This is a genomic window from Rhodopirellula sp. J20-39, assembly GCF_057365095.1.
Genome location: NZ_CP195123.1, coordinates 527,368 through 539,428 on the forward strand (window position 1 = coordinate 527,368; position 12,061 = coordinate 539,428).

Genomic DNA, 12,061 nt, shown 5'->3' on the forward strand with positions numbered 1-12,061 from the left:
ACAGACCAGCTTCGGCGCGGAATGGGCCGCGTGTCTTCCGGAAGTTGTAAGGCCTTTACTGGTAGCTGTTTACGTCGTGATATTTCGGTTCGGTACGGCGATTGCTCATTCCGCCCGCTCGCAGCGGGAACCTGTCCGTTTGACCGAGCTATCGGTCTAACGCGGATGGCGACGCCCGCACCGACCCAACATTACCTGTCCCTTTTCACCCCCGATAAGAGAATCTCACCGTGGCAAAGCAAATCGTTTTTGACGATGACGCCAGAGCACCCTTGCTGGCCGGCGTCAGCAAATTGGCTCGCGCCGTCCGCAGCACCCTCGGCCCTCGTGGTCGTAACGCCGTTTTGGACAAGGGCTGGGGATCGCCGAAAGTCACCAAGGACGGCGTGACCGTCGCCGAAGACATTGAGCTGGACAACCCACTGGAAAACCTCGGTGCGCAGCTTGTCAAAGAAGCCGCTTCGAAGACCAACGACGTTGCTGGTGACGGAACCACAACCGCAACCGTGCTCAGCGAAGCTATCTTCCGTGAAGGCCTGAAGATGGTCGCTTCGGGTGCGGATCCGATGGCACTGTCACGCGGCATCCAAAAGGCAGTTGAAACTTGCTGTGCTCACATCGCGAAGATGTCCACACCGATCAACGAGAAAAGCAAGAACGACATCAAGCAAGTTGCCACCATCGCTGGCAATAATGACCCTGAAATCGGTGACGTGCTTGCCGACGCCTTCACCAAGGTTGGCAAGAACGGCGTTATCACCGTCGAAGAAGGCCGCAGCAACGAAACTTATGTCGACGTTGTCGAAGGCATGCAGTTCGATCGTGGCTTCCTTTCACCTCACTTCGTCACCAATCAAGACGACGTGTCGGTTGAACTAGAAGATTGCCACATCTTGTTGTTCGAAGAAAAAATCAGCAACAACAAGAAGTTGATTCCGCTCCTGGAAGCGTTGAGCCAAGCGAAGAAACCGCTTTTGATCATCGCGGAAGACACCGAAGGCGAAGCACTCGCGACCTTGGTCGTCAACAAGATGCGTGGCATCTTGTCGGTGTGTGCCGTCAAGGCTCCTGGCTACGGTGACCGTCGCAAGGCAATCTTGGGCGACATCGCTGCATTGACCGGCGGCAAGGCTGTTTTCAAGGACTTGGGCATCGACCTAGAAAGCGTCAAGATGGCCGACCTGGGACGTGCGAAACAAGTTCGCATCACCAGCGAAGCCACCACGATTGTTGGCGGTGCTGGCAAGAAGGCTGATATCGAAGCACGCGTTGCTCAAATTCGTCGTGAAATCGACAACACCGATTCCGATTACGATCGTGAAAAACTGCAAGAGCGTTTGGCGAAGCTTGCCGGTGGTGTTGCTCAAATCAACGTCGGTGCTGCAACCGAAACTGAAATGAAGGAGCGTAAGGCTCTGATCGACGATGCTCGTGCAGCGACACAGGCTGCCTTGGAAGAAGGCATCGTTCCTGGTGGTGGTACCGCTTTGCTGCAATGCCGTAAGGCAGTTGAAAAGCTTGAAAAGGAAACCGAAGGCGACCAAAAGCTAGGTGTTCGCATCATCCGTAACATCCTCGACCAACCGCTTCGTGCGATCGCTAACAACGCAGGCGTTGACGGTGCTGTTGTGGTCAATCGTGTTTCGCAAATGAAGGGCAAGACCGAAGGCTACGACGCCAACACCGACACTTATTGTGACTTGGTCGCTGCGGGAATCGTTGACCCAGCCAAGGTGGTGCGTACATCGCTGACCAATGCTGCATCGGTCGCTTCGCTGTTGTTGACCACCGAATCGCTCGTTGTCGAGATCCCTGTCGAAGAAGAAGAGGGCGGCGGCGATCATCATGACCACGGCATGGGCGGCGGCATGCCTGACATGGGTGGCATGGGCGGCATGGGTGGCATGGGCGGCATGGGCGGCATGGGCGGCATGATGTAATCCAGCCCGTCGCTTTACTCGGGCAGGCTCTTTCGGGAGCCTGAAATCTGGGCCGCGAAGCTTTGCTTCCGGTCCAGCCTAGCAGTGCGACACCGGACGTTTCCAGCTTTTCAACAAAACACTTTCAATTAATCAAATACAGGAATCTCTCTGATGGCAGCGACTAAAAACAAAATCAACCTGCGTCCACTCGACGATCGCGTTGTTGTTCAACCTACTGAAGCAGAATCCACCACTGCTGGTGGTATCGTGCTTCCCGATTCGGCCAAGGAAAAGCCACAACGCGGTACCGTTGTCGCTGTAGGACCTGGCAAGTTGCTCGATAGCGGTGCACGTGGCGAGCTTTGCGTCGCCGTCGGCGATGTCGTGATCTACGGCAAGTACGGCGGAAGCGAAATCGAAGTCGATGGCGAAGAAATGAAGATCCTTCGCGAAAGCGACATCCTTGCGAAGATTGGTTAATTCGCAATTCGTAGGGGGCGGCCGAGTGGTAAATACCATTCGGCTGGCCCAATCATCGGCCGGGCGACTGCCCGCCGACTTTCGCTTATCCCGCACAATCATTTACTTACACAGGAATCACAGTCGTGGCAAAACAACTGCTATTTGACGATCACGCACGAGCCCGAATGCTCGCTGGCGTCGAGAAACTTGCCAACGCCGTCGCCGTGACCATGGGCCCGACCGGCCGTAACGTCATCATCGACAAATCGTTCGGTGGCCCAACCGTCACTAAAGACGGTGTTACCGTCGCGAAAGAAGTCGAACTGGAAGACCGGTTCGAAAACATGGGTGCTAAGCTCGTTATCGAAGTGGCTCAAAAGACCAGCGATTTGGCTGGTGACGGAACCACAACGGCAACTGTGTTGGCACGAGCAATCTTCAAAGAAGGTTTGCGTAACATCGTCGCTGGCAGCAACCCTACCGCGATTCGTCGTGGTATCGAAAAGGGCGTCGAAGCCGCTTGTGCTCAATTAGTTGAAATGGGCCGTCCTGTTAGTGGCAAAGAAGAAGTCGCGCACGTCGGTGCGATCTCGGCTAACAACGACAACGAAATCGGCAACTTGCTTGCTGACGCTCTTGAGCGGGTTGGCAAAGACGGTGTGATCACCGTTGAAGAAGGCAAGAGCCGCAACATGGAAGTAAGCTACGTCGACGGAATGCAGTTCGACAAAGGTTACATCTCGCCGTATTTCATCACCGACCCCGGCACGATGGAAGCGGATCTTGAGAACGCGTTGGTGCTGCTCTACGAAAAGAAGATCAGCAACATCCGTGACCTCGTTCCATTGCTCGAAAAGTCGGCTCAAACCGGTCAACCATTGTTGATCATCGCCGAAGATGTCGACGCTGAAGCACTGACTTTGTTGGTCGTCAACAAGCTGCGTGGTACGCTGAATGTTTGTGCTGTGAAGGCTCCTGGATTCGGTGACCGTCGCAAGGCAATGCTTGGCGATATCGCAACCTTGACGGGTGGTACGCTGATCAGTGAAGACCTTGGCATCCAGCTCGAAAATGTGACCTTGGAGCACCTCGGTCGCGCTAAGAAGGTCACCATCGACAAGGGTCACACGACCATCGTCGAAGGATCTGGCAAGCGGGATGAAATCGACAAGCGAGTTAGCCAAATTCGCGCTCAGATCGAGCAAACCGACAGCGACTACGACAAGGAAAAGTTCCAAGAACGTCTTGCGAAGTTGTCCGGTGGTGTTGCTGTGATCAGCGTCGGTGCTGAAACCGAAGCTGAAATGAAGCAAACCAAAGCACGTCTTGAAGACGCCTTGCACGCAACTCGTGCTGCTGTCGAAGAAGGCATTCTTCCTGGTGGTGGTGTGGCGTTGGTTCACTGCCGCGAAGCAGTCGAAGCAGCTAAGAAAAAGGCCAAGGGCGACGAAAAGATCGGCGTCAGCATTGTCTTGGGTGCTCTGGACGCTCCGATGCGTCAGATCGCCGACAACGGCGGAATCGACGGCAGCGTTGTCGTTGACGAAGTGTTGCAAAAGAACAACCCGAAGATCGGCTACAACGCCAACACTGGCGAGTATGGCGATTTGATCAAGGCTGGTGTCATCGACCCAGTGAAGGTCACTCGGACTGCTCTGATCAACGCTGGCAGTATCGCTGGATTGTTGTTGACGACCGAAGCACTTGTCACCAACTTCGAGCAGGAAGACAAGGACAAGCGACCTGTTGAAGGCGTTGTTAACTAAGTGAAGCGTACTTAGCGATGACACGTTGAAGTTGGTTCGAATGTAAATCAACTTCGACGTGATGGCTAAACCAGCAAGCTCACGACGGGCCGTTCGCTATCGGCGAACGGCCCGTTTCGATGATACTCTCACATTAACTAATCGCATGGCAACCAAAACTTGTTACTACGAGGTGCTCACCGTTGAGCGGACCGCGACGAAGCAACAGATCGATCGCGCGTACCGCAAGTTGGCGATCAAGTATCACCCCGATACCAACAAGAATGACGATGCGGTTACGAAGTTTAAAGAAGCAACTGAAGCGTACGAAGTCTTAAGCGATCAACAAAAACGCTCGCGTTACGATCAGTACGGTCACGCCGGTGTTGAAGGCGCTACCCAGCAGTACGGCGACGTTGAAGACATCTTCGAAGCGTTCGGCGATTTATTCGGTGGCGGTTTTGGTGACTTCTTCGGCGGTGGTGGCCGGCGTGGTGGTGGCGGACGACGACGTGTTCGCAAGGGTGCGGATATTCGTTGCGATGTCACGTTAACACTGGAAGAAGCGGCACGCGGTTGTCACAAAGACATAGCGTTCCGGCGTCGTGTTTCGTGCGAAAACTGTACGGGAAGTGGCGCAGCACCAGGCAGTGAGCCAGTCACCTGCACCATGTGTGGTGGCCAAGGCCAAGTGATCCAGTCGGCCGGGATTCTGCGGGTGCAGACGACCTGCCCAACGTGCCAAGGTGCCGGTAAGCAGATCAGCCAGCCTTGCGGGCAATGTCGCGGTAGTGGCCTGCAAAACGAAAAAGCGGAAATGAACGTCGAGATTCCTGCGGGTGTCGACGACGGGATGAGAGTGCGGCTTGCCGGTGAAGGTGAACCGAGTCCTGATGGTGGACCTGCGGGAGATTGTTATTGCTTCATCACGGTGCAGCCACACAATCTGTTTAAACGCGATGGCAAGCATCTGATTTTGCAGTTGCCGATTTCCTATGCACAGGCAGCCTTAGGTGCCGAGATTGAAGTGCCGACGTTGAGCGGGCCTCATCAATTGACTGTGCCTGCTGGCTCGCAAAGCGGCGATGTCTTCACTGTTCGTGGTCAAGGGATCGTTGATCATCGGACTGGCCGCAACGGTGACTTGCTCGTCCAAATCTATATCGAGGTGCCGAAGAAGCTGAACGCCGAACAAGAGAAACTCTTGCGGCAATTGGCTGAACTGGATCACGAAGCTGTGCTTCCTGAACGCACCTCTTTCCTTGATAAACTCAAAAACTTCTTCGACCCTGAACCTGAAGAAACGACCTAAACATGAACGAACAACCTACTCACGAAGACGACGCGATCGAAAACGAGTTGGATGCGGTTGGTGCTGATTTAGAAGCAGCGACGGATCAAGTTTTCGATGACGAGTCGCAGGCTCAACCAGAAACTCGGGACGAGGAGATGGATCGTTTGCGTGGCGAAGTGGAAGCAGCCGACAAACGCGTTCTCTTGGCGCAGGCCGATGCGGAGAATTTCCGTAAGCGGATGCGTCGCGATTACGAAGACCAACTGAAGTTTGCACCTTTGGCTGTGGTCACCGATATCCTGCAAGTGCGGGACAACTTGGTGCGAGCGATCGAAGCGGCGTCGACCGAGAATCCAGGAGCCCAAGGGTTGCGTGAAGGCGTCGAGATGGTTGCCAAGCAGCTTGACGACACACTTGCTAAACACGGCGTTGAAGAGATCCCGGCAGCTGGCGAAACGTTTGATCCCAACGTTCATGAAGCCATCTCTCAAATGCCTAGTCCCGACGTGGAAGAAGGCAAGGTCGCACATGTCGCCGTCACGGGCTTCCGAATGCACGGTCGCGTGGTTCGGCCTGCACAGGTCGTTGTTAGCATGGGAAGCGGCCAGTGAGATAGTACTTAGGGTAATAGCGTCCCAGTTTTTAAACTCGCATTCTTCAATCACTGAACTGAAATTTTACGATGCCGACATACGACTACCTGTGCGAAGCTTGTGGCCATGAACTTGAGATCTTCCAAGGCATCAATGACGACCCCGTCAAGAAATGTCCTGAATGCAAGAAGAGCAAGCTGAAGCGACAGTTCGGAACCGGGGCCGCTATCGTTTTTAAAGGCAGCGGCTTCTATCAAACCGACTATCGAAGCGATAGCTACAAGAAGGGCGCTCAGGCCGACAAGAAGGCATCCGAGCCGAAGAAGGATTCCAGTAAATCAAAGTCGTCAGATTCGAAGCCAGCGAAGAAGTCGGATTCTTAGGCGGCTTCGCTATGGAGTACGCCAGGGCATGGCGTCAAACAGTCTGACCGCTCGTCGACAGGTTGGTTCGAAAGTTTTACTCAATCGATATTTGACGAAGGTGGACAGGGTTCCAATGTCCTCCTAGTGAAATACGGTCGTTATCAAGCGATTGGTTAAGCCGCAGAGCAGTTTGCATTTTGAGGATGATCAGGAGACCGGTGCGGCTTGGGCGGGCAAAATGGCCTATGTCCTAGTCATGCATTTGCACGTGCTTCAGTGGAATCAACCAGATCAATTAAGCTTGCCTAGTTCGCCGGTGATTTGCGGACTTTGTCTCCTGCCAATCGGCGGAAGAAATCGGAGTTAAACAGGTAAGTTAGTGCGCGATTCTTGAAGCCAGGAACGCACACCGCCCGATTCTGCTTAAGAGCCGCCAACGATTCGTCGACTACTTGCTCGGCGCTCATTCGCGAACCAGGCATGTCAGCAGCATCGAACTTTGCGAATTCTTCGGTGCTGTGGAAACCAGTGTGAGTGATGCCTGGGCATAGTGCTTGGACCCTGACGTTGGTATTCCGCATTTCGGCATGCAGAGATTCGGTAAAGGTTTTGACGAATGCTTTGGATGAGTTATAGATTGCTTGTCCAGGGCCAACCGTCCAAGCCGCCAACGAGGAAACGTTGATGAGTGTACCCTGCTCCGCTTGTGCAAGTTTGGGAAGGGTGGCGTAGCAAAGTTTCACCGTCGCCGTGGCGTGGAGATCGAGCATTCGCAGATGCTTCTCGATAGGAAGATCGACAAAGTCTCCCATGTATCCAAAGCCTGCTGCGTGTACCAGAAAGTCAAGCGAGGGCATTTCGGTGATGCGAGTGGCGAGTTCGTCGAGTTGTTTCTCGTCGGCGAGATCGAGCGTTTCAAAGTCTACCTTCACGCCGTACTCTTTCTCTAAATCGGCAGCCAACTTCTCAAGTAGTTCGGAGCGTCGAGCGACGATGAGCAGATCGAAGCCAGCATCAGCCAAGCGACGAGCGAACACTTCACCGATGCCACTGGAGGCACCCGTCACTATGGCGACTTTTTTGCTTGTTGCTGGCGGTTGGTCGCTCACGGTCAAAATCCTGATCGGTGTGTCGATTTAAATAGTCGCTTGGTTCGAATCTAAACAAGTCCAAAGAGCTTACTTGCCATGTCTTTGGTTGCGAATGCGTGTTCGGACGCTGCCTACTATTGCACTCATAACGGCGTCGGCCCGTCGCCGTGTCTCTCCGGCTTCGCTATGCCTGGAAGAATTCGTACAGTTGTTCTTCTGTCAACTGATGGATCTTGTCGACGCCCGCTTGCGGTAACGAGTAGTTTCCGACGGTGCTGCCAACGATGCTGTTTGCGAGTTTGGGATTAACCAGCAATTTTCCGAGCGTCGCAATCGCAGGAATTAGGCTGAGAGGATCCTCTTTCGGATGCGTGATTTCTGGTGCCCCGCCCTGATATCGACCACGCCCTCCGATCATTGCGAGTGCTTCGCTTAGGATTGTCCGTCGGTTGGCACCCTGTATTGCCTGATACAGCAAAAGAAAAAAATCACTGTAGCTGCGAACGCCCTCTCGAACCGGCTGGTCAATCGGCTCCAACCGTTCGCCAAGTGAAATTCGAACGACCAAATCGCTGAGGTTGATTCCACAGAGATAGGCGTTATAAGTCTCGCCGATTCTCGGATTGCATTCGATGAACGAAGGTTGTCCAGTGGTGGGTTCGTAGAAGTATTCTAAGAACATAGCGCCATGCCATTGGAGTTGTTGTCCGAGTTGCCGGACGTGCTCGACGACGACTGGATGCGACGCGCTAACGCGTAAGCCCTGGCCTCCACCGACTCCTCGTGCCAGTGACTCAGCACAGTGGGCTGCGATCATGCGGCCGTCTTGGAAGACTGCTTGCACGACGCACATGATTCCGGAGGCAGGTTGTTGGACTAGGATCTCGCCGCCGCTTGAGAGTCGCTGCTCATGCTTAAATCGGGTCGCTAAATCGGCCAGTTCCTTTCCGTTGCTAACCAGGGCGACACCGGTTCCGCCAGTGCTATGCTCTAGTTTGATGTAACAGGGATATTCTTCGAAGTCATCCAGTTCAGCGAAATCTTGAACAATCTCTGTCTTAGGAATGGGGATGCCTAGCGAAGTTAACTTGCGGGCAAAGTCAGACTTGGACTGCATCGATCGCAGAGTCGCAAAATCGGGTAAAGCCACCGCGACTTCACGCTCAATCTGCTCACGAACTTTGGCTAATAGGTAGATATGTTCGTGAACTGGAAACAATACGTCGTACGCGTTTTTTCGAACGGTTTGAATAAGAAACCGTAGGTATTCGTCCGGATGGCTGGCGAAGTGAGGGCACCGGATTGCTCTTCGCTTGAAGCGTGTAAAGCGGCATTGGCAAAGAAAATTGGGGTCGAGAAAATCAATGTCGTATTTCTCGCCAATGCAATACAGCGTTTCTTTTGCAGAACCGCTGGAGCCTTCGGTAATGAGAACGCTAAGTCGATCTTTGACGCTCACTGAAGCTCCCGTCGAGATGGGTCGTCTGGATGTTATTAACGCTTTTACATCCGATTGTTGCGGGCGATAGTCTGAGTGTGCACTATCAGCGTGGCAACAGGTAGCCTTCGACGGTGGTAATCGTGCGAGAGTAGTTCTCGTCCTCAGCCTTGAGAAACTCGTTCAACTTTGGAAGGTTGTAATGAGGAACCATTGGATACAAATGATGCTCAAGGTGATAGCTCATGTTCATGGGGAATATCGCTAACCGCACCAGAACGCTACCTTCAAAGTTGCGAGTGTGGGTGAAACGCTCCTGTCCCGCATTGGTGTGTTGTACCTCCTCGCGAACCATCATCAAAAAAGGGAAGCTTGTGCCAAGAGGGACGAACCAAAAGACGAGGTAGTAGGCTGGCCAAGGCAAACCCGTGAAATGGGTCAGCAATGCAAGAATGGTGAAAAGGATCGTGTAATAGCAAAGGCGTTGGTAAAGGTCCCAACGCTGAGAGATGACAGGGCGAATCGCCGATTTCATGTACCACTCTTCTGGAACCACAGATTCGATTGCGGCCATCACTAGCATGCATGTAATCGCCGCCGCCACCATGATCCATGGATTACTTAAGTAGAGACAAAAACCTAAGATGGCGATTACCGAAAATAGATAGATGCCGTGGATGAGGGAGAGCGTTTTGTTTTGTTTCCGTTGGGCTGCGTAGGGACCATAGCCTCCGCCGAACGAAGCAATTTTTGCTCTGATAAAAATGTACTTTAGCTGAGCCGGAATGGAGACGAACAGCGGTACGACAATGTCCCGCATGAAGTTCCAACGCCCGTAGGGGTGATGGTATTTCGCACCGACGACTGACATGTAGAGCAGGTCAGGATCTTTGTCGGGAACATTCACAAACTGGTGATGCGCCATGTGTTGCAAACGGTACAGATGAGTCGTGCTGACCAGCCCGTACATACACGACCAGTTCGAAACCACTTCATTGAGTTTGCGGTTCCGGAATAGGGCGTAGTGCGATCCTTCGTGTCCAACGATCGAAAGTCGATGCTGGGCTAGACCCATCATCAACAGCCCAACAAACGCCAGAGGCACGTCCCAAAGCCAAAAGAGGCCGGACGATAGACGGTAGGTGTGGCAGGCGACCACCAGCACAAATACCGATCCAACGATCAAGGATTCGCGAATCACGTCGATCCAATTCCGCAGATTGTCGACGTTTCTGAATTGGTTTACTTGCGACTGAATAGAGCGACGATTTAGCTGAGGCTCATTCAGTTTTTCCGCAGTCGTGGCAGACATCTTGCAAAAGCTCGTTGCATCGAGCCGCTGAGGGATTAATCGATCGTTTTAGAACATGCTTCATTCCCCTGAAAAGCATAATTCGCGTGTGAAAGAGTGTAAACCGATTTCTCTTTACAGACCGCACATAAAAATGGTGGCGTTAGGTAGGGATTGGGCTATCGCGGGAAGCGTCAACTTCAGCTCAGAGCCGCCTTGCTTATCGCTTTAAACGACGGGTTCATCTATGGGTTCCCCTCGTTTGATCCAATCGATCGTGCGTGCTAAGCCCTCGTGATGGTCTACTTTGGGCTGCCAGTTCAAGTCTCGACGAGCTTTCGCATTGCTGAACTGAGGTGGACGAGCCAGCACCGATAGCGAGTGGCGAGAGATCGACGGTGGATCCTTACGCCCCATGATCCTCGCAGAGGTCTCAACGAGGTGAGCGAAATGGTGGGCTATCCGGAGCGGTACTCGACGGCGAACTTTGGGCAGATCGAAGCCGTCGCAAAGAATATCGAACAGCTCTTGTTGCGTGATTCCTTGGACATTACAGAGGTTGTAGGCCTGGCCGGCCGCCGTCTCACAGAGCCCGGCTTCCACACATGCTTCGGCCAGATCAGTCACATAAAGGCCGTTTAGTTGATTGTCTCGGGATCCGATAATCCATACGGCACCTTTGCGAAGTGCCCTGAGCACACGAGGCACAAAAGCTTTGTCGCGAGGGCCGTAGAACCAAGTCGGCCGGACAATGGTGGTTCGATCGCCGAGCTCGGTCGTGGCCTTTTCAGCGGCAATTTTGGAGCGGTTGTAGTAGTCGAAGGACCATAGGTTTTGGCCTAGCGGTTCGTCTTCGGTGAGCAATTCGGAGCGTTTTTTCGGGTGTCCGTAGACCGCCATGGAGCTGACGTGGACGAGTCGGCTAACCGAGTGAGCAGCGCACGCCGCGACAACGTTTTCCGTCGCCACAATGTTGCCTAGCCGGAAATCTTCCCACGGGCCCCAGTTCGTGATCCGGCCGGCACAGTGATAGACGACGTCGGCACCGGCAATTGCTTCTTTCGCAAAAGATGCGTCCGTTAAGTCTCCTCGCATGACCGTTGCGCCGAGTTTCTCAAGCAGGCTGCAGTCGCTGTGTTGTCTCGCCAACGCTCGAACGGGGATTCCTCGAGCGATCAGCATCTCGGTGATGTAGCAGCCCAGCAGCCCAGCAGCTCCGGTGACAGTGGCAAAACGATTCGACATGAAGACTCACCTGGGGCATCTGCGGTTGAAATGCGGTATTCTAATCCATCAAACGCGGTCCGTTAGCCTGCGACCAACCATTCGTAAACCGGCGGAAGCTCTGCTGATTCCAGATCTAACGAGGATCCGTAAGAGTAGGTGAAGGGGCTGACCAGGATTGGCGTATGGATAGTGCATATAAGGTAAATCGTTGGTTGATCCTCGGTCGGCCTGGGTGATTTCCGCCCGCTGATTTATATAGGGAAACGCTGGACTCGACCGCTTGGCTAGGTAAGATAGGGCGGCCGGTGCGGCGGGGCACAGCAACGTCAGGATGCATGTATTTATCATCGGGAATTCCCAAAGTCCGTTCGTCTAAGACATCCAGTTTGTTGGATTTTGACTTCGGATAGTTCCTGTGAGTTTTCAAGCACCGCTTGTCTGGCTCCGCAATGACCGTAGTTTCCGCCAACTCAGTCTCCAGAATCATTGGAATTCGTGATTGGTCTGACGCGATCACGCTATCGGACTAAGGCGATTGCTTAATTGGGTAACGCGGTCATTTGATGGACGACACAAACCGCGATCAAAAGGCGTGACTGCTAACCGAATTCGACCAATCTCCCGTTATTGACG

General features: G+C 53.4%; 10 protein-coding genes. 6 read left to right on the top strand and 4 right to left on the bottom strand.

Translation table 11 applies throughout. The annotated features are described in order from the left end of the window. Positions 1-230: 230 nt before the first annotated feature. From groL (ACR3ZL_RS01780) to ACR3ZL_RS01805, 6 genes are all read left to right on the top strand, one after another. A complete protein-coding gene (gene groL, locus ACR3ZL_RS01780) occupies positions 231-1,940 on the top strand; it encodes a chaperonin GroEL (protein WP_473649598.1) in 1,710 nt (569 codons plus the stop codon). Between the two features lie 153 nt (positions 1,941-2,093). Then, positions 2,094-2,402 (top strand): co-chaperone GroES, encoded by a 309-nt coding sequence (groES, locus tag ACR3ZL_RS01785; protein WP_283431469.1) that lies wholly within the window; start codon positions 2,094-2,096, stop codon positions 2,400-2,402. A 125-nt stretch (positions 2,403-2,527) separates the two neighbouring features. After that, positions 2,528-4,150 carry a chaperonin GroEL gene (gene groL / locus ACR3ZL_RS01790; protein WP_486173169.1) on the top strand — a complete coding sequence of 541 codons (1,623 nt, stop codon included), beginning with the start codon at positions 2,528-2,530 and terminating at the stop codon, positions 4,148-4,150. Positions 4,151-4,295: 145 nt separating this feature from the next. Next, a complete protein-coding gene (dnaJ, locus tag ACR3ZL_RS01795) occupies positions 4,296-5,441 on the top strand; it encodes a molecular chaperone DnaJ (RefSeq protein ID WP_473649596.1) in 1,146 nt (381 codons plus the stop codon). A gap of 2 nt (positions 5,442-5,443) precedes the next feature. Beyond that, a complete protein-coding gene (locus tag ACR3ZL_RS01800; RefSeq protein WP_473649595.1) occupies positions 5,444-6,034 on the top strand; it encodes a nucleotide exchange factor GrpE in 591 nt (196 codons plus the stop codon). A gap of 71 nt (positions 6,035-6,105) precedes the next feature. After that, positions 6,106-6,399, top strand: coding sequence for an FmdB family zinc ribbon protein (locus ACR3ZL_RS01805; RefSeq protein WP_473649594.1), 294 nt, complete (start codon positions 6,106-6,108; stop codon positions 6,397-6,399). Between the two features lie 287 nt (positions 6,400-6,686). Here the strand turns inward: ACR3ZL_RS01805 and ACR3ZL_RS01810 are convergent, their stop codons facing one another. The 4 genes from ACR3ZL_RS01810 to ACR3ZL_RS01825 all read right to left on the bottom strand — a co-directional run bounded on the left by ACR3ZL_RS01810 (position 6,687) and on the right by ACR3ZL_RS01825 (position 11,446). Further along, positions 6,687-7,490 carry an SDR family NAD(P)-dependent oxidoreductase gene (locus tag ACR3ZL_RS01810; RefSeq protein WP_473649593.1) on the bottom strand — a complete coding sequence of 268 codons (804 nt, stop codon included), beginning with the start codon at positions 7,488-7,490 and terminating at the stop codon, positions 6,687-6,689. Positions 7,491-7,656: 166 nt separating this feature from the next. Then, complete coding sequence (locus tag ACR3ZL_RS01815; RefSeq protein ID WP_473649592.1) at positions 7,657-8,931, bottom strand: hypothetical protein; 1,275 nt, start codon at positions 8,929-8,931, stop codon at positions 7,657-7,659. A gap of 85 nt (positions 8,932-9,016) precedes the next feature. Then, positions 9,017-10,222, bottom strand: a complete 1,206-nt coding sequence (locus tag ACR3ZL_RS01820) for a fatty acid desaturase family protein (RefSeq protein WP_473649591.1) — start codon at positions 10,220-10,222, stop codon at positions 9,017-9,019. Positions 10,223-10,429: 207 nt separating this feature from the next. Continuing rightward, positions 10,430-11,446, bottom strand: a complete 1,017-nt coding sequence (locus ACR3ZL_RS01825) for an NAD-dependent epimerase/dehydratase family protein (RefSeq protein WP_473649590.1) — start codon at positions 11,444-11,446, stop codon at positions 10,430-10,432. Positions 11,447-12,061: the final 615 nt, after the last annotated feature.

Coding starts and splice junctions, on each gene's coding strand:
- groES (WP_283431469.1), top strand. CDS start 2,094: ATGGCAGCGACTAAAAACAAAATCAACCTGCGTCCACTCGACGATCGC.
- dnaJ (WP_473649596.1), top strand. CDS start 4,296: ATGGCAACCAAAACTTGTTACTACGAGGTGCTCACCGTTGAGCGGACC.
- ACR3ZL_RS01800 (WP_473649595.1), top strand. CDS start 5,444: ATGAACGAACAACCTACTCACGAAGACGACGCGATCGAAAACGAGTTG.
- ACR3ZL_RS01805 (WP_473649594.1), top strand. CDS start 6,106: ATGCCGACATACGACTACCTGTGCGAAGCTTGTGGCCATGAACTTGAG.
- ACR3ZL_RS01820 (WP_473649591.1), bottom strand. CDS start 10,222: ATGTCTGCCACGACTGCGGAAAAACTGAATGAGCCTCAGCTAAATCGT.
- ACR3ZL_RS01825 (WP_473649590.1), bottom strand. CDS start 11,446: ATGTCGAATCGTTTTGCCACTGTCACCGGAGCTGCTGGGCTGCTGGGC.